This window comes from Mesorhizobium sp. B2-8-1, assembly GCF_006440955.1.
Lineage (GTDB): Bacteria > Pseudomonadota > Alphaproteobacteria > Rhizobiales > Rhizobiaceae > Mesorhizobium.
This window is the reverse complement of the sequence record NZ_VFTX01000013.1, coordinates 47,018-69,351: the sequence shown is the minus strand read 5'-3', so window position 1 is coordinate 69,351 and position 22,334 is coordinate 47,018. Positions and strand designations below refer to the sequence as shown.

The following is a 22,334-nucleotide window of genomic DNA, read 5'->3' as shown; positions in this document are numbered from 1 at the left end:
CTATCGGGGCCGTCTGCTTTCGGCGAATTCGCTTCTCACCCAGTCGGCGAAGGCGGCGGCTGGCTCGGGGAGATCGCGCAGGCTTCTGGCCACCAGCCAATAGGCGCCGGACGCGACGTCGATGTCGAACGGCTTGACCAACGTGCCGGAGGCGAGCTCTTCACCGATCTGCAGGAGATCGCCCAGCGCCACCCCGTGTCCGAGCAGAGCGGCCTGCTTCGAAAGCGATGCATCCGCCAGCATGGGACCGCGCGCGGGCACCGCGTCGGCAGGCACACCGGCCGCCTCGAACCAGCGCGCCCAACCCTGTCGGTTTTCCTCATGCAACAGCGTATAGCGGCCAAGGTCGGCCGGCTTGTCGAGGGGAGGCCCCGCGGCAAGCAGCGCCGGCGACAGAACCGGTGAATCAACCGTCGAGGCAAGCTGCTCGGCCTCGCTGCGCGGCCACGACACAGCATGCGCACTGAAGCGTAACGCAAGTTCAGGCTGGTCGCCGCGAAACTCAATCAGCCTTGGATCGACTTCGAGCGCGACGTCGATGTCGGGCCGCAATTGGCGAAAACGGTTGAGCCGCGGCACCAGCCATACCGATGCCAGAGACGGCTCGACGCTGACACGAACCACTCTCTGGGCGGGCGCCGCCACCAACTCGGAAAGCAGCGCGTCGATGGCGTCGAAACTCCTGACCAGCTGACTGAGCAGGCGGCGGCCCGCATCGGTCAGTTCGACGCGGCGATGGTGACGTTCGAACAGGGGCCGGCGCAGAAAGATCTCGAGCTCGCGGATCTGTCGGCTGATCGCCGCCTGCGAGACGAAGAGCTCCTCGGCCGCCCTGCTGAAGCTCAGGTGCCGCCCGGCTGCTTCAAAGCTCCTCAAGGCCGTCAGCGGCAGTCGCCCACGCTTCATTCGCATAACCCAGGATTATCCGAAGTGGAAATTATACTCGTTTGAAGGCGAAGGCCAGCGGCGGTCTACTCGTCGTCAAGGAGATACGGCCATGATCCAGTTGCTGGAGATTTTTGGCGATGTGATGCGGATTGCAACCTATCAGTGGCGTGACGAAAGAACCCGTCGGAAGCACCACGAAGAGCAGTCTAGCCCCCGCCGATGGGCACTGCCGGCTGATCGGCAGCCACTTCGCCGCTTCCGCCCGTGAAAGCTCAGCAAGCAGGGGCGGGATTGCGTTCTCCCGATGTAGCCCACATCTATCGTGTGGAAAGACGGAGATCGCAGTGGGCGACCAGCATGGGCATGCACATACAGCCGGGCCGCCGCGGCAAGGCCGCAACTGGTCCGGCCCGTGGCGCAAGACCCCCGGCCGGGTGTTGGGCACGTCGCTGGTGCGCCTCTATCAACTGACGCTGTCCAGCTTCATCGGCAATTCCTGCCGTCACCTGCCGACCTGCTCGGAATACGCGCATGAGGCGATCGCCCGCCATGGCCTTTGGGCCGGCGGCTGGATGGGATTTTTCAGGGTTCTGCGCTGCGGACCATTCGGCACCCATGGCGTCGACCTTGTTCCGGAGGTTCTGGCGGATCGGTATGTCTGGTTTACGCCGTGGCGATATTGGCGGATCGGCGGCAACCACGACGAGGCGCGAAGCTGACTGCCGGTCAGTTCTTCAAGGCAACCGTTTACGATCTGGTAGGGTTAACGGCAGCCTGCACAACAACTGCGAATTTGAGACAAAATCGAGACAAGAGACCTCGCTAAGCCGCTCGCCGAACCCCCCTCTGGAGCGAGCATCCAATGCGCAATGTCGACCGTCTTCCCTTCATCCTTGCCGGAGTCCTGTTCCTGCTTGCCTGGCTTCTGGGATTTCCGATGCGCGCGCAGTCGGCGCCGCTCGGGGATGTGCAATGCACGCTGATCGCCGATGCGCAGAGCGGCAAGACGCTTTACCAAAACGGCGTCTGCGATCAGCGGTTCAGCCCGGCCTCGACGTTCAAGGTGCCGCTGTCGCTGATCGGTTACGATGCCGGCATACTAAGCGACGAGCACACGCCGAGCTGGGACTACAAACCTGAATTCAAGGCGGTCAAGCGGGACCACAAGACCGTCGATCCGATGATCTGGGAGCGGGACTCGGTGCTGTGGTATTCACGCGAGATCACCCGCCGGCTTGGACCGGAGAGCTTTGCCGGCTACGTCTCGAAGTTCGGCTATGGCAATGCGGACGTTTCCGGCGATCCCGGCAAGAATGACGGCCTGACTCATTCCTGGGTGAACTCCTCGCTCAAGATCACGCCGGTCGAGCAGGTCGATTTCCTGCGTAAGCTCCTCGCCGGCAAGATGCCGGTCTCGGCCAAGGCTCACGACATGACGAAAGCCATCCTACCCAGCTTCAAGGCCGGCGACTGGACCGTCCAGGGCAAGACGGGCAGCACCAGGGTCGGCGAGGGCGGCAAGGACAGGCGTTCACTCGGCTGGTTCGTCGGCTGGGCGCAGAAAAACGGCCGCCAGATCGTGTTTGCCCGGCTCGTCGTCGATACGAAGCGGAGCGATATGCCGAAGGGGCTCGCGACGCGCGCGGCCTTCCTGAAGGACCTGCCGCTGCTGATTAAATAGCCGAGGCTTTACGGCGGCGGCATCTGCCCATAAAAGACTGCCGCCGCCGGACGCCTCCGGCTATCTGGCAGGCCGCAGCCTCGAACGGCTGACGACCTGCATTTCACCACCCGCGCTCGTTTGCGGGACTGGATAGGAGAATACCTGATGCTGAATGCCGTTTCCCTGACATTTCCCGATGGCTCCGTGCGCGACTACGATGCGGCGATGACCGGTGCAGGCCTTGCCGAATCGATCTCCAAGTCGCTGGCCAAGAAGGCCGTGGCCTATGCCATCGACGGTACCGTGCGCGATCTCTCCGATCCGCTCGGCAAGTCCGGCAAGATCGAGATCATCACCCGCGACGATCCGCGCGCGCTGGAACTCATCCGCCATGACGCGGCACATGTGCTGGCGGAGGCCGTGCAGGAGATATGGCCGGGAACGCAGGTGACCATCGGGCCGGTGATCGAGAACGGATTCTACTACGACTTCGCCCGCAACGAGCCGTTCACTCCGGACGACTTCCCGGTGATCGAGAAGAAGATGCGCGAGATCATTGCGCGCAACAAGCCGTTCACGAAGGAAGTCTGGTCGCGCGACAAGGCCAAAAAGGTCTTTGCCGACAAGGGCGAGCGCTACAAGCTGGAACTGATCGACGCCATTCCTGACGATCAGGATCTCAAGATCTACGCGCAAGGCGACTGGTTCGACCTTTGCCGCGGTCCGCATATGGCCTCGACCGGGCAGATCGGCAATGCCTTCAAGCTGATGAAGGTGGCGGGCGCCTATTGGCGCGGAGATTCGAACAACCCGATGCTGACGCGCATCTACGGCACGGCGTGGGCTGATCAGGCGCAGCTCGACGCCTACCAGACAATGCTGGAGGAAGCCGAAAAGCGCGACCACAGGAAGCTCGGCCGCGAGATGGATTTGTTCCATTTCCAGGAAGAGGGGCCCGGTGTCGTCTTCTGGCATGCCAAGGGCTGGAAGATGTTCCAGAACCTGGTCAACTACATGCGCCGCCGCCTCGACGAGCAGGGCTACCAGGAGGTCAACGCACCGCAGGTGCTCGACAAGAGCCTGTGGGAGACGTCGGGCCATTGGGGCTGGTACCGCGACGCCATGTTCAAGGTCACGGTTGCCGGCGACGACACCGATGACGACCGCGTGTTCGCGCTGAAGCCGATGAACTGTCCTGGCCATGTGCAGATATTCAAGCACGGGTTGAAATCCTATCGCGACCTGCCGGTAAAGCTTGCGGAATTCGGCAATGTGCATCGCTATGAGCCGTCGGGCGCGCTACACGGGCTGATGCGCGTGCGCGGTTTCACGCAGGATGACGCGCATATTTTCTGCACCGAGGAGCAACTGGCGTCGGAGTGCCTGCGTATCAACGATCTGATTCTGTCGACCTATGCCGATTTCGGCTTCGACGAAATCAGCGTGAAGCTGTCGACCCGGCCGGACAAGCGCGTCGGCACCGACGAAGCCTGGGATCACGCCGAAGCGATCATGAGCGGCGTGCTGGAGACGATCAGGACGCGATCGGGCAACCGCATCAAGACCTCGATCAATCCTGGCGAGGGCGCCTTCTACGGGCCGAAGTTCGAATATGTGCTGAAGGATGCCATCGGCCGCGAATGGCAATGCGGCACCACGCAGGTCGACTTCAACCTGCCGGAGCGTTTCGGTGCCTTCTACATCGGCTCGGATTCCGAGAAGAAACAGCCTGTCATGGTGCACCGTGCCATCTGCGGCTCGATGGAGCGCTTCCTCGGCATCCTGATCGAGAACTATTCCGGCCATTTCCCGCTGTGGTTCGCGCCGCTGCAGGTAGTGGTGGCGACGATCACTTCGGACGCCGACGGCTATGCGAACGAAGTGGTGGCGAAGCTGAAAGCCGCGGGCTTGTCCGCCGAGGCGGATCTGCGCAACGAGAAGATCAACTATAAGGTCCGTGAGCACAGCCTAGCCAAGGTTCCGGTCATCCTCGTCTGCGGCAAGCGCGAGGCGGAAGAGCAGACGGTCAACATGCGCCGCCTCGGATCGCGCGATCAGGAGTCGCTGGGTCTCGCCCAAGCGGTCGCGCAGCTGACCGAAGAAGCGATCACGCCCGATCGCCGACGCAAACCTGCGGCCTGACCCGGTAGCATTTCAAGCGGAATGGCGGTGGAGCAGTCCACCGCCATTTCCATATCGCACCGTCTTCACATCCCTCCATTTTCACATCCCTGTCACGGCAGTCTTGTAACAAGCCCTCATGCTCAAGCTGAAATTGCGTGAAAAACCGTTTCCCGAGCTTTCCTATGCTAATCCCCGACAGCCAGCGCTGACGCGGTGGGTCATCCATTCCATCGAAGGCCTGTCCGGACGCGACCGTTTTGCAGCGCTTTATGATTTTTGGCGCCGCCAGGTGGTCCCGTCCGGCGAGCGCGTGTTCAGCCGCATGCTCGAATTGATCGATGTGCGGGTGCGAACCCCCGACCAATGGCCCCCGCAGACCCTGCCTGACACGCCGCTGGTGATCGTCGCCAATCATCCCTTTGGCATCGGCGACGGGATTGCCGTGCTGTCGCTGACCGAGCAGCTTGGGCGGCCGTTCCGGGTCATGATCCACAAGGATCTGCTCAAGATCAGCGAGATGGAGCCCTATTCGCTGCCGATCGACTTTTCCGAAACCAAGGACGCGTTGAAGAACAATATGGCGGTGCGTCACGAGGCGGTGCGGCTCTTGAAGGAAGGTGTCACTATCGTGGTGTTTCCGGCCGGCGGCGTCGCCACCGCGCCGAAAGGCTTTGGCCGGGCACGGGACCTGCCATGGAAGATGTTTCCGGCCCGCTTGGTACAGGATGCCAAGGCTTCCGTAGTGCCGATGCATTTCTCCGGCCAGAACGGCAGGCTGTTCCATCTGGTCAGCGGTCCCATGAACATGGCCGAGCGTGATGGACGCGTGGCGAAGTTCGTCGGCAAGGCATCGCTGACGCTGCGCATTTCGCTGCTTATCCACGAGTTCGCCCGGCTTTCCGGCAAGTCGATCGACGTGCGTGTCGGCGATGTGCTGAGTTGGAATGAACTGGAGCCCGTGCGCGACCGCAAGGCGCTGCTCGAGCGCCTCTATAGAGGCGTCTTCGATCTGGCGCCGCCGGTTCCTCGCCGCCGGATTCCATTCCTGCCGGCACGAGCCAAGCTGGCGGCGTAGGTCCATTTCGTGGAGATCCGAAGGGAAGCGGCTCGAGGCTTTGCGGAATTGACTAATCCGCGCCTTCTTCCGGATCCATCGCGGCTGCTTCCGTCGCGAGAACCTCGATTTCCTGGTTCTGTCCGGCCACGACAGTGAAATCCTTCTGGTAGATCCGGTCGCGGTTCTTGGCGATGATCGTGTAGTCGCCTTCGGCCAGCACCATGGAGGCGAAGGCGCCGACGGTTTCCTTGATCGGATCGCCGGATTCGTTGAGCAGCGACCACGACGTGTCGGCGATCGCTTCGCCGCCCGCTTCACGCACGAGCTTTAAGGTAATCTCCGCGGCGTGATGCTCGACGGTGGCTTCGGTCAGCTTGCCGGCCTCGACGCGAATGTCGGAGCGGATGACGGCATTGACCGCGCCATAGGTCGAGACCACGTGGTAGATGCCGGCGTTGAGGCGCACGACACTGTTGGGCTCGACGTCGGGAATGATCAGCGCGCGATCGCCATTGGGTTCGGCATTGCCCTCATAGATCGAGAAGCGCAGCTTCTTTGGCGGGATGCGCGCCCCTCCCGAAAGGACGGCATCGAGCTTCAGGCCGCCGGCATCGAGCACGAGGCTCTCGCGCTTGGCGTCCTTGCCGACGGTGATGCGCTTGGTGGCACCGGCCCGGCCGTAGGAAGCGTGAACCAGATAGCTGCCGGGTTCGAGCTGGAAGACCGCCGTGCCGCCATGGGCGGAAGCCACCATCGGCAATTTGCCGTTGACGGCCTCTGGCTTGAAAACGCGCCAGACGATGCCGCGGGTGATGTCGCCTCCCTTGTCGGTCAACTGCGCGGACAAGGTGATGGCGCCGGCGCCGCCCAGCGCCAGCGATGTCTCGCCTTTCGGCGTCGCATAGCTCGAAATTCCGGGAAGCTTCAGGTCGCTGACGCCATCCACATTCTGCGCCACGGCAAAGGAAACCGGCGCCATGAGCAGCAGGGTGCAGACCCAGATCAGGAAAAGACGCAAAGCCCCCTCAAACATGCCTTGCGTTGAAGCCCATGGCGGTGGCAATTTCAAGGCTTAAGAGTCCGACGGATACGACTCTCCAGCCTGGCGCGCCCGCGTCGATGCCCGAGCCGCCTCGCATTCCCATGGCGCGCTTCAGCTCAAAATCGAACTTAGGAGACTTGCGCCCATGGCGTCCCCGATCATCGACTTCCTGCTGACCCGCAATTCAGCGCCGATACCGGGCTTGAAGGAGCCTGCGCCCGGCGACGCCGAGATCGACACGATGATCGCCGCCGCCACGCGCGTGCCCGATCATGGCCGGCTCGAGCCCTGGCGCTTCATTCTTTATCGCGGTGATGCCCGCATCGAGATCGGCAGGAAGCTGGCGGCCCTGGCCGAACAGCGGGAGGGACCTTTACCGGATGGCCGCCGCAACCAGGAGCTGGCGCGCTTTTCGCGCGCGCCGCTGGTCATCGGCGTGGTGTCGGTGCCGAAGGAAAATCCAAAAATCCCGCAATGGGAGATGTTCCTGTCCGGCGGCATGGCGGCGATGAACCTGATGATTGCCGCCAACGCACTGGGCTATGGCACCAACATGATCAGCAACTGGTATTCGGACGTGCCGGAGGGCAGGGCGATCCTGGGGCTGGCGCCGCAAGAGCGCGTCATCGGCTTCGTCCATATCGGCTCTTATGGCGGCCCGGCGCCGGAGCGGCCGCGCCCCGATCCGGCAAAGCTATATGCGGACTATGTCGGGCCCTGGACGGACTAAGTGTTCTACGAGCCCTCAAAGGGACACGGACTGCCGCACGATCCGTCGAAGGCGATCGTGGCGCCGCGCCCGATCGGCTGGATCTCGACCCTGAACGGGGCCGGCGAGATCAACCTCGCGCCCTATTCCTTCTTCAATGCCGTTTCGACAAGGCCCTTCATCGTCTGGTTTTCCTCCGAGGGCGAGAAGGACAGCGCCTCCTTCGCCCAGGAGACTGGCGAGTTCGTCGCCAATCTGGTCGGCCGCGATCTCGCCGAGAAGATGAACCGGACGTCGGTCGACGCGCCGCGCGGCGTCAACGAGTTCGTTTATGCCGATCTCGCCATGGCACCGTCGCGTCTTGTCGCGCCGCCGCGCGTGGCGGCCGCACCCGCCGCACTCGAATGCAAGGTGACCGAAGTGTTCCGGCCAAAGGCCCTGGACGGAACGCCGACCAGCGCCGTCGTCGTGGCCGGCGAAGTGATCGGCGTGCATATCGACGATGCCTACCTGAAAGACGGCCTGTTCGATATCAGCAAGGCCGGCAATGTCGCTCGCCTCGGCTACATGGATTATGCCAGCGTCAACGAAGTGTTTTCGATGCGCCGGCCGCGTTGGGGCAAGGATTAGCCCGCAAGGGGGCCCAGTCACTGTGCTTTCCTGACGGCGAGCCGTCATCACGACGCGCCCTGAGCTTGATGACGCGGCATGACGAAACCTTCTGCACACCAGGACCGTTTCGTCCAGGCGCGGGATGGGCGATAGTCCGCTGAGGGTCGGCGGTAGTCTGTTGCTGGTAAATGCCGACGGCAAATATCATGGAAGGTTGATCATGGTCTCGAGATTGATCCTCCAGACGTTCGTGTGGTTCGGCGCCATGGGCGCGCTGCTTTTCCTGACAGCGGGTACGCTGACCTGGCCGGGAGCCTGGGTATATCTGGCGGTGATGACCGGGCTGAGCCTGACCCTTGGCGTGACGCTGGCCCGGCGCGATCCCGGGCTGATGAACGAACGGCTGAGCTCTCCCATCCAGAAGGACCAGACCGTGGCCGACAAGGTTCTGTTGAGCATACTCCTGCTCGGCATCTTTGCCTGGCTGGCCTTCATGGGGTTCGATTACCGCTTTGGCTGGTCCGCCGTTCCGGTCTGGGTACAGGTGATCGGTGCGCTCGTTCTGCTGGTCGGACTATGGATCAGCTATCTGACGATGCTGGAGAACAGCTTCGCGGCGCCCGTCGTGAAGATCCAGGCCGAGCGCGGCCAGCAAGTGATCACAACGGGGCCCTATAGCTATGTGCGCCACCCCATGTATGCCGGCGCCATCCTCTTCTTTGCCGGCACGGCTCTCCTGCTCGGCTCCTGGTGGGGGCTGGCACTGGTCGTCGTGTTCATCGTTCTCTTGGCCATCCGCACATTCATCGAGGAAAAAACGCTTCGCACCGGCCTGCGCGGCTATGACGACTATGCGGCCCATGTCCGCTACCGCCTGATCCCGTTGGTCTGGTAGCGGTCAGGCGGAGATTCCGGCTGCCCGGGCGCGTGCCAGAAGCCGCTCGGCCAGCCGCAGATGCGGCCGGTCATACATCTTGCCGTCGATGCCGACGACGCCGGGATTTCCCGCCGCCTGGAATGCCGCGACAATTGCCGCCGACTGTTGCACCGCTTCCACCGAGGGCGTGAAGGCGGCGTTTATGACCGGCACCTGATCAGGGTGGATCGCCATCTTGCCGGTGAAGCCGTCGCGTTCGGCCTCCCTGCATTCGGCCTCGAAGGCCGCCATATCGCGGAAATTCGGGAAGACGGTGTCGATCGCCGCGACTTCCGCCGCGCCGGCGGCGAGAATGGTCATGGCGCGAGCGAAGCGGAATATTTCGGTGTAACGGCCATGCTGGTCGCGGGTGGTTCGCGCGCCGATCGCCGCCGACAGGTCTTCCGCGCCCCAGGTCAGCCCGGCAAGCCGCGCGCTTGCCCCGGCGTAGCTCGCCGCCGCCAGCACGGCCGCCGGTGTTTCGGTAATGATCGGCAGGATTTTTGTCGCGCCGTCGGCCAGGCCGTTCTCCGCTTCGCGCAGCCTGAGCTTTGCCGAGAGGTGCTGGACATCCTGGCCGCCAGCCGATTTGGGCAGTATGACGCCGTCGGGCGTTGCCGGAATGAGCGCCGCAAGGTCGTCGTCCGTCAGTCCGGTCGACAGGTCGTTGACCCTGACGTAGATCGCCGATCGTGTTTGCGCCCGGTGGTTGACGATGAATCGCGCCGCGATCTTTCGCGCCGATGCCTTGTTGTGGGGCGCCACCGAATCCTCGAGATCGACAATGAGCACGTCGGCGCCGGCGCCAAAGCCCTTCTCCAGCTTTCTCTCGGAATCGCCGGGAACGAACAGCAGCGAACGCATCAGGCTATCTTCTTCAGCATCATGGCGTGTCTCGTGCATTTGGCGACGAGGTCGCCGTTCTGGTTATAGGCCCGATGTTCGAACTCGACGATGCCGCGATCGGGCTTCGACCTGGATTCGCGCACCGAGACGACAGTGGTCTCGACGCGGATGGTGTCGCCATGGAAGACCGGATGCGGAAACACCGTTTCCTTCATGCCGAGATTGGCGACAGTCGTACCGACGGTGATGTCGTTGACCGAAATGCCGATCATCAGGCCGAGCGTGAACAGCGAGTTGACCAGCGGCTTGCCCCATTCGCTCCTGGCGGCGAAATCGAAGTCGATATGCAGCGGCTGCGGGTTCAGCGTCATCACCGAGAACATCATGTTGTCGCTCTCGGTGACGGTCTTGCGCAGCGTGTGCTGGAAGACATGGCCGACGACGAACTCCTCGAGATAAAGCCCAGCCATTTTCGGTCTCCTCCGCTGCTGGACGGTTGATAGGCGCTGTGTCCAGCGCTCGCAAGCCAGTTAACGAACATGGTGAACGCTTCATAAACCAATTCGTCCTAACGTCCGGCACGGGGTCGGAAACCTTCCGGCAAGGGGCGTAAGCAGGCGGTATGGTTGTTGTCTCGCATTTCCTGAAATGGATCTACACGGCCAGGGTGTCGGAGCGCGCCGCGGCGGCAAGCGCGCTGGCCCGCGCCTATGTCGATGCCGAATTGCCTTTCGAGGACCGCTGCGCCGCCGAAGCGGCGCTGACCTTGCTGCTCGACGATGCATCGTCGAAGGTGCGGCTGGCGATGGCCGAGGCGTTGTCCATGAGCCATCACGCACCGCCACAGATCATCAGCGCGCTTGCCTGCGACCAGCCGGAAGTCGCTGGCGTCGTGCTGACGCGATCGCCACTGCTTACCGACGCAGACCTGATCGATCGCGTGGCTTCAGGTCCGAAGGCGACGCAAAAACTGATCGCCGATCGGCCATTGGTCTCGATGGCGCTGTCGGCGGCTATCGCAGAGATCGGCGAGGCGGAGGCCTGCGCCGTGCTTTTGGCCAACAGCGGGGCCGATGTCGCTTCGTTGAGTTTTCGCCGCATGGCCGAGCGCCACGGCCATCTGCCGCTGGTGCGCGAGGCGCTTATATCGGATTCACGCCTGCCCGCCGACTGCCGGCACATGCTGCTCGTCAAGCTCGGTGAGATGCTCAAGACCTCGCCGCTGGTCATGGCCTTGATGGGAGCCGCCCGGGCCGACCGCGTCATGCGCGACGCCTGCGTTAAGGCCTGCGTGACGCTGATCGAGAGCACGCGCCAGGAAGAGCATGCAGCACTGATCGAGCATCTCAGGCTACGCGGCGATCTCACCGCGAGCTTCCTCATCCGCACCATCGCGCATGGCAAGGTCGACTTCTTCGGCTCGGCGCTGGTCGCGCTCAGCCAGCAGTCCGCCCAAAGAGTGAGGGCGCTGCTGGCCGGCGGACACGACGTGGCCTTGCAGGCGCTGTTCCGCAGTGCCGGCCTGGCTGCCGCCACGCACGCGGTCATCTTGCGCGCGCTGAAAATCTGGCGAGAGGTCGCCAACGGCAAGCGCGTCGCCGGCGTGCAGGAAGTCAGCTGGCTGATGCTGAAGGAATTGGGCGGACAGTCCGCGGAAGGCGATCTCGCCGCGCTGATCAAGTCGATCCATCTCGCTGCGTTGCGTGAAAATGCGCGCGGCCATGCGCTGGCGATTGCCGCCGCTTAACTTAGCCTTTATCCCTGGCAAAAAAATCCGGGAAATCCTCCATCGCCGCCGCGATAATCCGTAGTGACGCCGCAATCTGGAGCATTTCACCAGTGGCGTTTCGCTGAGCGATGCCGGCGGCATACTGCCGGGCGACGGCAATGGTGGCTGTCTGCGGGTCGCCCGGGGCGCGGAAGAGCAGTTCGCGTGCCAGTCCACGCAGGAAGTTGGCGATCGAAAGCGTCGTCTCGGCCGGAACCGCGTGCGCCTGCTGCGCGGCACGCAGCCGCAGGATCTCCAGACCGACGGTGACGGCGGCGACACTGCCGCCCAGAACCGCTTCACCCTTCCTGCCGCTGGTCTGCACCAGCGGCATCAATTGGTTGATGCGGTCATAGGCGAGGCTCTCGAAGGCCGAACGCCTCGGCACGCGCTCGTGCAGGCAAAGCCGCGCCAGATCCTCGCGCATGGCCCGCACGATGCGGTGCGCCGCGAGCCATGGGTCGGCGGGCAGCACGATGATGAAGACGCCGATTGCCAAAAGGATGCCGACCAGGATCGAGGCCGAGCCGGCGAAGAACGGGCCCGGGTCGTAGGTCATCGCCTGGTGCGGGCTGAGGAAAGCAAGAAAATTGATGGCGAAGGCCGTCGCCACGCCGACATAGCGGGGATTGGCCATGGCGAGCGCCGCCGGCACCAGGATCGGTACGACGAACAGCATGAACCAGCCGAAACCAGGAAAAACGGGAAGCGCGATCTGGCCGACGAGAAAGGCAAAGGGCAGAGCCAACAGCGTTCCCTGGAAGAACCCCCAGGCTACCCGCACCGGATCGGGGCGGGCGGCAAACAAGCTCGACACGACGGCAACCAGAATGACCGTGCCGGCGGCTTCCGACCATCTCGTCGTCAGCCAGAAAGCGGCGACCAGCAGCGTTGCAAGTGCCGCGCGGACCGCGTTGCGGCTCGCCCCGTGATAATCGCGATGTACCACCAGCGCCGGGGGCCTGCGTTCGCGTGAAGGCCGCGTGACGGGCGCACGCAAGGCATCGAGACCGCGCAGGGCCTGCTTCAGCGCTTCGGCGAAATCGGCAGCGATGGTGAGCCGGGTGACGGTGCCGACCCTGTCGCCGTCCTGGTCGGCCAAGGCGTCGGGCATCTGCGTTGCTTTGGCGCCGATCGCGTCGAGCCGTGCCAGCCAGGGCGCCGTGTCGTCGAGCGCGCCTGGCGTCGCCGCCATTTCAGTGACGAGGGCTTGCAGCTCCGAGCGCACCGGAATGAGCGCCGCGTTCTTCGGTGCGGCGTGTGAATGCAGCGCGCGGGCCGCGGACAGGGCTGAAAGCAGTTGTCCGATGGTGCGCCGGACCGGATGGGCGCGCGGCGCGAAGCTCGGGGCCTCCAGCCTGGCGTAGGCGCGCATCTCGGCGAGCGTCTGGGTGTCGGCGACCAGCTTCCGGTGCAGGCCGGAAAGCATTGCCGTGTCGCCGCCGGAAAAGGCGCCGCCGGCATAGGTGGCAAGGTCGAGAATGCTGCGCTTCAGCCGCGAGATGATGGCCTCGCTGGCTAATTTGGGCAGGATCAGCCGACTGGTCAGGCCGGCGCAGACAATGCCGAGTACGATCTCGGCACAGCGCGCGACCGCGAGGTCGACGACGAGATGCGGCTGGCCAAACGCCGGCAAGCCGATGATCATCGCGGTATAGCCGGCCAGCGCCGCCCCGTAGGCTTCCGGGTTACGCAGCAGCGACGAGACGAAGGTGCAGAGGCCGATCCATAGGGCAAGCACCGTCACCAGCACCCAGGGATTCGTGCCGAAGACAGTGGTGATGGCAATTGCGGCAACACCGCCCGCCAGCGTGCCGAGCAACCGATAAAAGCCTTTCGCCAACACCATGCCGGCGACCGGCTGGGCAACGATGAACACCGTCATCATCGCCCATTGCGGGTGATCGAGCTTGAGGGCGTAGGCGGCCATAAGCGCGATCAGGCCGGCCGAGACCGTGCGCAAGGCGAAAATCCAGTCCGACCGGGTCGGCTGTGTCAGCCCGGCAAGACCCGCTTCGAAATAGCCTTTCAGCCGTTGCCAGCTCACACGCGCGTCTCCGCAAGCCTTGATCGACCGGCCTGCGCTCAGATATCCAGCACTTCCGTTTCCGCGAATTCGGCGCGTTCCTGGATGAATCGGAAACGAGCCTCCGGCTTGGTGCCCATCAGCGCATCGACCGCGTCCTTGGTGGCGGCCTCGGCATCGATCACATCGACCCGGAGCAGCGTACGCTTCCTCGGGTCCATTGTGGTCTCCTTGAGCTGCGCGGCCATCATTTCGCCCAGGCCCTTGAAGCGACCGATCTCGACCTTGCCGCGCCCGGTGAACTCGGTGCGCAGCAATTCGTCCTTGTGCGCGTCGTCACGCGCATAGGCGACCTTGCCGCCCTGCCGGATCGAATAGAGCGGCGGCACCGCCAGGTAGAGATGTCCGCCGCGAACCAGGTTCGGCATCTCCTGGTAGAAGAAGGTGATCAGCAGCGAGGCGATGTGAGCGCCGTCGACGTCGGCGTCGGTCATGATGATGACGCGGTCGTAGCGAAGATCCTCGTCGCGGTATTTCGACCGCGTGCCGCAACCAAGCGCCTGGATCAGATCGGAAATCTGCTGGTTGGCGGCCAGCTTGTCGTTGCCGGCGCTGGCGACGTTGAGAATCTTGCCGCGCAGCGGCAGCACCGCCTGGCTGGCGCGGTCACGAGCCTGCTTGGCCGAGCCGCCGGCCGAATCGCCTTCGACGATGAAGAGTTCGGCGCCGGCGGCCGCATTCTGCGTGCAATCGGCAAGCTTGCCCGGCAGGCGCAGCTTGCGCACCGCACTCTTGCGCGACACTTCCTTTTCCTGGCGGCGTCGTACCCGCTCGTCGGCGCGTGCGATAACCCATTCGAGCAGCTTCGACGCTTCCTGCGGATTGTCGGCCAGCCAATGGTCGAAAGGGTCGCGAATCGCCGTCTCGACGATACGGATCGCCTCGATCGTCGCCAGCCTGTCCTTGGTCTGGCCGACGAATTCAGGCTCGCGGATGAACACCGACAGCATGCCCGCCGCCGAGATCATGACATCCTCCGACGTGACGATCGAGGCGCGCTTGTTGCCGACGAGGTCGGCATAGGCGCGCAGGCCGCGCGTCAAGACGTTGCGGAAGCCGGCCTCGTGGGTGCCACCTTCGCCGGTCGGGATGGTGTTGCAGTAGGAGTTGATGAAGCCGTCGCCGCCGAACCAGGTCACTGCCCATTCCAGCGAGCCATGGCCGCCTTGCCTGTCGCTCTTGCCGGCGAAGATTTCGCGCGTCACCTGGAATTCGTCGCCAAGCGACGCTTTCAGATAGTCCTTGAGGCCGCCGGGAAAATGGAATTCGGCCTTGGCCGGAGTGGTGTCCTTTTCCTTGATCAGGGAGGGATCGCAGGTCCAGCGGATTTCGACGCCGCCGAACAGATAGGCTTTCGAGCGCGTCATGCGGTAGAGCCGCGCCGGTTCGAACGCGGCGCCCTTGCCGAAGATCTGCTCGTCGGGGTGGAAACGGGTCCTGGTGCCGCGCCGGTTGTGAACTTCGCCAAGATGCTCGAGGCCGCTGACCGGAATGCCGCGCGAGAAGCGCTGCCGGTAAAGTTGCCGTCCGCGCGCGACTTCGACTTCGAGATGATCCGACAGCGCATTGACCACAGAGACGCCGACGCCGTGCAGGCCGCCCGAGGTTTCATAGACCTTGCTATCGAACTTACCGCCCGAATGCAGCGTCGTCATGATCACTTCGAGCGCCGGCTTCTTGAACTTCGGATGCGGATCGACGGGAATGCCGCGGCCATTGTCGGTGACGGTGAGAAAGCCGTCAGCCGAAAGCTCGACATCGATGAATGTGGCATGGCCGGCAACCGCCTCGTCCATCGAGTTGTCGATGACCTCGGCGAACAGATGGTGCATGGCCTTGTCGTCGGTGCCGCCAATATACATGCCCGGACGGCGCCGCACCGGCTCCAGGCCTTCGAGTACCTCGATATCGGCGGCGCTGTAGCCCTCTGAGCCGTCACGAGACGCCGCCGGACGCTTGGCTGCCGCCTGCGCCAGCGGATCGGCCGGACGCGCCGGTGTGCGAACCGGTTGCGGCTGCTTCTCCAGATTGCCGAAAAGATCGTTGTTGTCGTCCATGCCTGCCATAGAGCCCAAGCTGCGAATCACCCGCCGATACTGCCACGCTTTTCAGCGCCAAGCGACGGAGGTTCCTGTTACGTTCGGGGATTAACCCCCTCTTATCCTAAAACCATTCGATAACCAAGCCGGCGGAAATCAGGCGGATAGCCAGCGAGAAGATTCCTGATTCTTTAACAATGCCGCCTAGCGTGAGCCAACATAACAAGAAACTACGGGCATCAGGGGTTTGGGCGTGAGGGGCAAGGCCATAACGATGATCGGCATCGCCGCCGTTTTCGGCGCGCTCTCGATCTTTGCCGCGGATTTCTGGGTCAAGCGCCAGGCCAGGGCCGACGCCGAGGAGAAAACCGCGTCGATCGCGGCGCCCGCCGCGCCGACGGTCGAATTCAAGACCATCGTGGTGGCGAATGCACCGTTGCGGTACGGCATGGATCTCGACCGCGCGAAACTCAGCGAAATTCCGTGGCCGCAGGATTCGCTGCCGCAGGGCGCCTTCGCCACCATCGATGGACTGCTCGGGGACGGCAACCGCGTGGTGCTGTCGCCGATCGAGGTCAACGAACCGGTGCTGCTTACAAAGCTGTCCGGCCCGAATGGCCGCGCCACGCTCTCCAACATGCTGACGCCCGGCATGCGGGCCGTCACCATCCGCACCGACGAGATCGCGGGCGTCGGCGGCTTCGTCACGCCGGGCGACCGGGTCGATGTCGTGCTGACGCGCGATGCCGGCGAAATCCAGGAAGTGGCCAAGAATGCGCAAGGCGCCGCCGGTTCGACCATCACCTCAGAGATCGTCGTTGCCGACGCGAAGGTACTGAGCGTCGGGCAGGGCGCCGACGAGCGCCAAACGACGCCGCAGGTGGCCAATTCCATAACCATCGAGGTGACCACCGAAGGCGCGCAGAAAGTGGCGCTGGCCCGCACTGTCGGCACGCTGTCGCTGTCGCTTCGCTCCGCCAGCGAGGGCGGCGAGGGCAAGGACGGTGTCACCACCATCTCCTCCTTTGGCGGATCGGTGGCGGGCAAGGCGCAGGCCGCGGCCGGCTCGCTGTTCGACGCCATGGCAAAGGAGCCTGAGAAGCCGAAATTCAAGACGGTCATCGTGACGCGTGGAACGACGGCCGAGGAATATCAGGTTCCTGCGCGGGACCAGAAATAGGAATATCAGGTTCCTGAGTGGAACCAGAGCAGGACCGGTGGGGACCGGACGGGACGGGAACAATGTTCAGGCAACTTCAATATCGAACGACAGGCCGGTTGCACGTCGCGCAGGCGATGGCGATGGCGGTGACGATGGCGGCGGCCGGCATCTTCGCCGGCCCGGCCAGGGCGGACAACGACATCGTCTATGTCTCGGCGACCAAGAACGCCTCGATCAAGGTCGCCAAGGGCAAGCCAAAGACGATCATGACGAGCGCGGCCTTCTACCAGATCGTCATCGGCGATCCGGAGATCGCCAACGTCAACCCGTTGACCGACAAATCCTTCTATGTGCTGGGCAACAATCTCGGCACCACTGGCATTGCGCTGTTCGACGAGAACAAGCAGCTCGTCGGCACCGTAGACATCGAAGTGACGCTCGATACCGACCAGTTGGCCGACACCATCCGCGCCAGCGTGCCGGACGCCAAGATCAAGGTCGGCTCCGCCAATGGGCGTGTCGTGCTGTCGGGCGAGGCGGATGACGCGGTCGCCGCCGAAAAGGCCAACAAGATCGCCACCCGCTTCTCCGGCAATGAGGAGGTGATCAATTCGGTCAACATCTCGTCCTCGCAGCAGGTCCAGCTCAATGTCCGCTTCGTCGAGATCAACCGTCAGGCCGGACAGGACCTCGGCGCCAAATACAGCGCCAATTTCGCTTATGGCATGGGCGGACGCGACGTGACGATTGCTCCCGGCACCATTGAGCCGGCGGGGACCGGCGAGATCATCGGCAAGCTGTTGTCGAATGGCGTTTCCATCGACATCGCCATCAAGGCACTGGAAGAGCGCGGCCTGGCTCGTCGGCTGGCCGAGCCGAACCTGATCGCCCGGTCCGGCGAGACCGCGAGCTTCCTGGCCGGCGGCGAGTTTCCGATCCCGGTTTCCGAAGACAACGGCAAGATTTCCGTCAGCTACAAGAAGTACGGCGTCAGCCTGGATTTCACGCCCACGGTTCTGAAGGACGGGCTGGTCAGCCTCGACATCGCGCCGGAAGTCTCCTCGATCGACGCGTCGGCTTCCTACAATATCGGCAGCATCTCGGTGCCCGGCTTCATCGTGCGCCGCGCCAGGACGTCGGTCGACCTGAAGAACGGCCAGAGCTTCATGATCGCGGGGCTGCTGCAGTCGCAGAACGACATCACCACCTCGCGCATACCGGGCCTCGGCAAGATGCCTGTGCTCGGGGCCCTGTTCTCGTCGAAATCCTACCAGCGGCGTGAGACGGACCTGGTGATCATCGTCACGCCTTACCTGGTCAAGCCGGTGGATCCGTCGAAGAAAATGGCCGAGCCGACCGATGGCACGCAGCCTGCCAGCAATGTCGACTATTTCCTCAACAACACCGAGGAGGTGAGGGCGTCGGACACCAATCGCGCGCTGGCGCTGGCTGACGGCAGCGCCGCGCGTGCCGCTCCCGCCACCAAAGTCGGGCATTTCCTCGACCTGCCGAAGGACTGAAGCCATGCGTCTGGTCTTGAGCTCGAGCGTCGCCTTGCTGCTTGCCGGCTTCACCGCCGGATGCACGAGTGACGACTATGTGCGCAGCGAAGGCGTGACGAGCGGCGCCGGGGAGGCCCAGGCCGCCAACACCGTCATGCAGATGGTCGATCCCTGGAAATACGGCGTCCAGAACACCAGGCTTCTCGTGCCTGCCCAGCGCGGCAGCACGGAACCCGCCACCGCCGAGCAGGCGGCCAGCGCCAAGGCATCGCAAGCCAGCGCCGACAATTGATCCGAGATCACAGGCTGACAAGTAATGGCAAACGGCATCAAGACCAGGAAAATCCTGCTCATATCGACGGACAGAACCTTCGCGCAGGACACGCGGACGGCGTTTGCCGCCTCGGAGATCATCCAGCTCTCGACGGTGGAAAAGAACATCACCGAACTTCGCGGCGAGGTCCAGGAGGCCGATCTCGGCGCGATCATCGTCGATATGGACGCAGCGAAGCTTGAGGAGATCGATGCGCTGCAACGCGTCATGCGTCGGCTGGAAGGCAAGGCGCCGGTCGTGGTCGTCACCCAGGAATTCAACGCCGCCGCCGCGCGCATCCTCGTGCAGCTCAAGGTCGCGGATTTCCTGGTCAAGCCGATCACCACGGCCGATCTCGTACGTTCGGTGGTGCGTGCGCTGCAAGGGCCGGGGCGTGAGGAAAACACCGAGTCGCAGATCTATACCTTCATGCCCGCGGCAGGCGGCGTCGGCACCACGACGCTGGCTTTGCAGACCGCGTTCCAGCTGCATCATTCAGTGACGCGCGGCGCCTCGACCTGCGTGGTGGACCTCAATTTCCAGCAGGGCGCCTGCGCCGAATATCTCGACCTGGAGCCGCGTTTCGACATCACCGAAATCGAGAACCAGCCGGAGCGTCTCGACAGGCAATTGCTCGACGTGATGCTGTCCAAGCATGCCAGCGGGCTTTGTGTTCTGGCCGCACCGACGCAGCCGGCGGAGATGCGCTCGTTCAAGACCGACGTCGTGGTGCGGATGCTGGACCTCGTCTCGGCCTATTTCGACAATGTCGTCATCGACATGCCGCGCACCTGGTTTCCGTGGACGGAGACGGTGCTGCTCGGCTCCAACAAGCTCTACATCGTCGCCGAAATGACGGTACCGTGCCTGCGCCACACGCAACGCCTGATCCAGGCGGTCTACGAGACCGCCGGCAAGGAAGTGAAGCCGAACGTCATCGTCAACCGTTTCGAGCAGAAGATGTTTGACAGCGGCATCAAGCAGGCGGACGTCCAGGAAATCCTCGGCGAGCATTTCGTCGGCGGCATCGCCAACAATTACCGGCTGGTGCGCGAGGCCGTCGATCGCGGCGTGCCGCTGCACGAGATCGATGCCAATGCCAACGTCGTCAACGACCTGAAGAGGATCATCCTTCCGGAGGAAGTGGCGGCGGCGCCGGGCAAATCGAAATCGCTGTTCGGCTTCGGCAAGAGCCTTTTGAAGAGGAAGGCCGGATGAGCAGCCGCTTTTCCACCTTGCAGAACCGCGATGCGCGTCCGCAGCGCTCCGCCGAGCCGACGGCGGTTGCGCACCACGCGGTCGTCATCCCGACGAGCCGGAAGGTCTTGCCGGCGAAAATCGAAGCCGTGCCGGGCAAGAGCGCCAACAAGGTGCTCGATGCGCGCGTGCGTATCCACCGGTTGCTGCTCGAGGAGATCAATCTTGTCGCGCTGGAGCGGCTGCCCAGGGACGAGATGCGCCGGCAGGTGCATGATTTCGTGTCGGAAAAGACGCGCGAAGAGCGGATGGCGATCAACACCGTCGAACTCGATGCCCTGGTCGACGACATCGTCGACGAGATGGTCGGGCTCGGCCCGCTCGAGCCGCTGCTCAAGGACCCCGACATCAATGATATCCTGATCAACGGCCATCAGAACTGCTTCGTCGAAAAAAAGGGCAAGCTGCAGCAGGTCCACATTCCGTTCAAGGATGAGGCGCATCTGCTTAGAATCATAAACAAAATCGTTGCCGCGGTCGGCCGCCGCGTCGACGAATCGCAGCCGATGGTCGACGCCCGCATGCTGGACGGCTCGCGTTTCAACGCCGCCATCCGTCCGGTGGCGGTCGACGGGCCGCTGGTGTCGATCCGCAAATTTTCCAAGAACAAGCTCGGCCTGCACCGGCTGGTCGAATTCGGCGCCATCACCCAGAACATGGCCGAAGTGCTTGCTGCGGCAGTACATGCCCGCAAGACAACGATCATTTCTGGCGGCACCGGCACCGGCAAGACGACCATGCTCAACGCGCTGTCGGCCTTCATTCCCGAGGACGAGCGGCTGATCACCATTGAGGACGCGGCGGAGCTTCAGTTGCAGCAGCCGCATGTCGCGCGCATGGAAACCCGGCCGGCCAACATCGAAGGCCATGGCGAGCTCAAGCAGCGCGATCTCGTCAAGAACGCGCTGCGCATGCGGCCCGATCGCGTCATCCTCGGCGAATGCCGCGGCGAGGAGGCCTTCGATATGCTTCAGGCCATGAACACCGGCCACGAAGGATCGATGGCCACCATTCACGCCAACACGCCGCGCGATGCCATTTCGCGGCTCGAGCAGATGCTGGGCATGACCGGCATGCCGATGACGGTGCAATCGATCCGCAGCCAGATCGCCAGCGCCATCGACATCATCGTCCAGTTGACCCGGCTCTCCGACGGCAAGCGCAAGGTGACGAGCGTCGCCGAGGTGACGGGCATGGAAGGCGACGTCATCCAGATGCAGGAGATCTTCCGCTTCGTGCGCACCGGCATGGACGCCGACGGCACGATCCTCGGCCATTTCGAAGCGACCGGGATCCGGCCGCGCTTCCTGGAGGACCTGCGCGCCATAGGCATCGAGTTTCCCGGGCGCTATTTCGAACCCGGCCGGCCGCAGGAGTAACCAGGTGTTGGATGGGTTCAGCGCGATCTATGTCGTCTATGCCGGGGCTGCATTGACCGGCATCATGATCGCCGAGGCCGTTTACCTGCTCTATGCCGGCCGCAGCGACAGGCGCACCGCCATCAACCGGCGCATGAAGCTGCAGGAAAACAGGATCAGCCAGGAACAGGTGCTGATCCAATTGCGCAAGGAGCGCGGTCTCGATGCGGGCACGTCGCTGTTCTCGCCTGACCGTTTTCGCGCCCTGCGCGCCCAGTCGGGCATGATCATGCCGCTGTCGAAGTTCCTGATGATCACTTCGGGGATGGCGCTGGCTGCGGCCCTTGCCGCCATCTGGTATGGCTTGCCGCTGCTGATGGGCGCCATTCTGTTTGTCGTGGTGGTGCCGGTGCTGCCGGTGATGGCGATGCGCTCCATGCGCAAGCGCAGGCTGAAGCGGTTCGGCATGCAGTTGCCGGAAGCGCTGGAACTGATTACGCGCGGCCTCAAGGCCGGCCATCCGGTACCGGTGGCCATCGCCATGGTGTCGCGCGAAATGCCCGACCCGATCGGCACCGAGTTCGGCGTGATTGCCGATGAGGTGACCTTTGGTTCGGATCTGGTTTCGGCGCTGAATTCGCTGTTCGACAGGGTCGGCCATGAGGATCTGCCGCTGTTCGTCACCGCCGTGTCGATCCAGACGAGTTCTGGCGGCAATCTGCGCGAAATCCTCGACGGACTGTCGACGACGATCCGCGAACGCGGCAAGCTGCGCCGCAAGGTGCGCGCCATTTCAACCGAAGGCCGTCTGTCGGCCTATATCCTGACGGCCGTGCCGGCGCTGCTGTTCACGACCATCATGGCATTCATGCCTGGATATTACAGCGACGTCTGGGGCGTGCCGAAGACATGGTACATGGTTGGTGGCTCGGTCACCTGGCTGATGCTGGGCAATCTGATCATGTTCAAAATGTCGAACTTCAAATTCTGAC

At 63.4% G+C, this 22,334-nt stretch carries 21 protein-coding genes; 15 read left to right on the top strand and 6 right to left on the bottom strand.

Going from position 1 to position 22,334, the window contains the following annotated elements:
* A complete protein-coding gene (locus tag FJ428_RS27265; protein ID WP_140761890.1) occupies positions 1–906 on the bottom strand; it encodes a LysR substrate-binding domain-containing protein in 906 nt (301 codons plus the stop codon).
* 91 nt (positions 907–997) lie between these two features.
* On the opposite strand from FJ428_RS27265, the gene FJ428_RS30435 reads away from it, so the two are divergent.
* The 5 genes from FJ428_RS30435 (at position 998) to FJ428_RS27245 (ending at position 5,750) form a co-directional block, all read left to right on the top strand.
* Complete coding sequence (locus FJ428_RS30435) at positions 998–1,156, top strand: hypothetical protein (RefSeq protein WP_181167410.1); 159 nt, start codon at positions 998–1,000, stop codon at positions 1,154–1,156.
* A gap of 76 nt (positions 1,157–1,232) precedes the next feature.
* Positions 1,233–1,607, top strand: a complete 375-nt coding sequence (gene yidD, locus FJ428_RS27260) for a membrane protein insertion efficiency factor YidD (RefSeq protein WP_140555348.1) — start codon at positions 1,233–1,235, stop codon at positions 1,605–1,607.
* Between the two features lie 143 nt (positions 1,608–1,750).
* Complete coding sequence (gene blaOXA / locus FJ428_RS27255) at positions 1,751–2,569, top strand: class D beta-lactamase (RefSeq protein ID WP_140495830.1); 819 nt, start codon at positions 1,751–1,753, stop codon at positions 2,567–2,569.
* A gap of 147 nt (positions 2,570–2,716) precedes the next feature.
* Positions 2,717–4,693 (top strand): threonine--tRNA ligase, encoded by a 1,977-nt coding sequence (thrS, locus tag FJ428_RS27250; protein WP_140520999.1) that lies wholly within the window; start codon positions 2,717–2,719, stop codon positions 4,691–4,693.
* Between the two features lie 118 nt (positions 4,694–4,811).
* Positions 4,812–5,750: a GNAT family N-acetyltransferase gene (locus tag FJ428_RS27245; RefSeq protein WP_140880532.1), complete on the top strand. Its 939-nt coding sequence runs from the start codon at positions 4,812–4,814 to the stop codon at positions 5,748–5,750.
* 52 nt (positions 5,751–5,802) lie between these two features.
* Here the strand turns inward: FJ428_RS27245 and FJ428_RS27240 are convergent, their stop codons facing one another.
* The gene (locus FJ428_RS27240; RefSeq protein WP_140880531.1) at positions 5,803–6,765 is read right to left on the bottom strand and encodes a hypothetical protein; all 963 of its coding nucleotides are present in this window, start codon (positions 6,763–6,765) and stop codon (positions 5,803–5,805) included.
* Between the two features lie 154 nt (positions 6,766–6,919).
* Here FJ428_RS27240 and FJ428_RS27235 point away from each other — a divergent pair, with 154 nt between their 5' ends.
* The 3 genes from FJ428_RS27235 to FJ428_RS27225 all read left to right on the top strand — a co-directional run bounded on the left by FJ428_RS27235 (position 6,920) and on the right by FJ428_RS27225 (position 8,990).
* Positions 6,920–7,504 carry a nitroreductase gene (locus FJ428_RS27235; RefSeq protein ID WP_140880530.1) on the top strand — a complete coding sequence of 195 codons (585 nt, stop codon included), beginning with the start codon at positions 6,920–6,922 and terminating at the stop codon, positions 7,502–7,504.
* The gene (locus FJ428_RS27230; protein ID WP_140880529.1) at positions 7,505–8,113 is read left to right on the top strand and encodes a flavin reductase family protein; all 609 of its coding nucleotides are present in this window, start codon (positions 7,505–7,507) and stop codon (positions 8,111–8,113) included.
* A 202-nt stretch (positions 8,114–8,315) separates the two neighbouring features.
* The gene (locus tag FJ428_RS27225; RefSeq protein ID WP_140880528.1) at positions 8,316–8,990 is read left to right on the top strand and encodes an isoprenylcysteine carboxylmethyltransferase family protein; all 675 of its coding nucleotides are present in this window, start codon (positions 8,316–8,318) and stop codon (positions 8,988–8,990) included.
* 3 nt (positions 8,991–8,993) lie between these two features.
* On the opposite strand, the gene FJ428_RS27220 is transcribed toward FJ428_RS27225, so the two are convergent.
* Positions 8,994–9,875, bottom strand: coding sequence for a CoA ester lyase (locus FJ428_RS27220; protein WP_140880527.1), 882 nt, complete (start codon positions 9,873–9,875; stop codon positions 8,994–8,996).
* On the bottom strand, positions 9,875–10,327 hold the full coding sequence (locus FJ428_RS27215) for a MaoC family dehydratase (RefSeq protein WP_140517043.1): 453 nt from the start codon (positions 10,325–10,327) through the stop codon (positions 9,875–9,877). The genes FJ428_RS27220 and FJ428_RS27215 overlap by 1 nt, the downstream gene beginning before the upstream one ends.
* Positions 10,328–10,479: 152 nt before the next feature.
* On the opposite strand from FJ428_RS27215, the gene FJ428_RS27210 reads away from it, so the two are divergent.
* A complete protein-coding gene (locus FJ428_RS27210; RefSeq protein ID WP_140880526.1) occupies positions 10,480–11,604 on the top strand; it encodes a DUF2336 domain-containing protein in 1,125 nt (374 codons plus the stop codon).
* A 1-nt stretch (position 11,605) separates the two neighbouring features.
* Here the strand turns inward: FJ428_RS27210 and FJ428_RS27205 are convergent, their stop codons facing one another.
* Positions 11,606–13,672 (bottom strand): FUSC family protein, encoded by a 2,067-nt coding sequence (locus FJ428_RS27205; protein ID WP_140880525.1) that lies wholly within the window; start codon positions 13,670–13,672, stop codon positions 11,606–11,608.
* Positions 13,673–13,710: 38 nt separating this feature from the next.
* Entirely contained in the window at positions 13,711–15,768 is a 2,058-nt protein-coding gene (gene parE, locus FJ428_RS27200; protein ID WP_140880524.1) for a DNA topoisomerase IV subunit B, read from the bottom strand.
* Positions 15,769–16,003: 235 nt separating this feature from the next.
* Here parE and cpaB point away from each other — a divergent pair, with 235 nt between their 5' ends.
* The 6 genes from cpaB to FJ428_RS27170 all read left to right on the top strand — a co-directional run bounded on the left by cpaB (position 16,004) and on the right by FJ428_RS27170 (position 22,333).
* On the top strand, positions 16,004–16,930 hold the full coding sequence (gene cpaB, locus FJ428_RS27195) for a Flp pilus assembly protein CpaB (protein WP_246675796.1): 927 nt from the start codon (positions 16,004–16,006) through the stop codon (positions 16,928–16,930).
* Positions 16,931–17,046: 116 nt separating this feature from the next.
* Positions 17,047–18,432, top strand: a complete 1,386-nt coding sequence (locus FJ428_RS27190) for a type II and III secretion system protein family protein (RefSeq protein WP_181167416.1) — start codon at positions 17,047–17,049, stop codon at positions 18,430–18,432.
* A 4-nt stretch (positions 18,433–18,436) separates the two neighbouring features.
* Positions 18,437–18,706 carry a hypothetical protein gene (locus FJ428_RS27185; RefSeq protein WP_140495845.1) on the top strand — a complete coding sequence of 90 codons (270 nt, stop codon included), beginning with the start codon at positions 18,437–18,439 and terminating at the stop codon, positions 18,704–18,706.
* A gap of 24 nt (positions 18,707–18,730) precedes the next feature.
* On the top strand, positions 18,731–19,945 hold the full coding sequence (locus tag FJ428_RS27180) for a response regulator (RefSeq protein WP_140561477.1): 1,215 nt from the start codon (positions 18,731–18,733) through the stop codon (positions 19,943–19,945).
* Complete coding sequence (locus FJ428_RS27175; RefSeq protein WP_140880523.1) at positions 19,942–21,363, top strand: CpaF family protein; 1,422 nt, start codon at positions 19,942–19,944, stop codon at positions 21,361–21,363. The genes FJ428_RS27180 and FJ428_RS27175 overlap by 4 nt, the downstream gene beginning before the upstream one ends.
* Positions 21,364–21,367: 4 nt before the next feature.
* Positions 21,368–22,333, top strand: a complete 966-nt coding sequence (locus FJ428_RS27170; RefSeq protein ID WP_140495848.1) for a type II secretion system F family protein — start codon at positions 21,368–21,370, stop codon at positions 22,331–22,333.
* The last annotated feature ends 1 nt before the right edge of the window (position 22,334 follow it).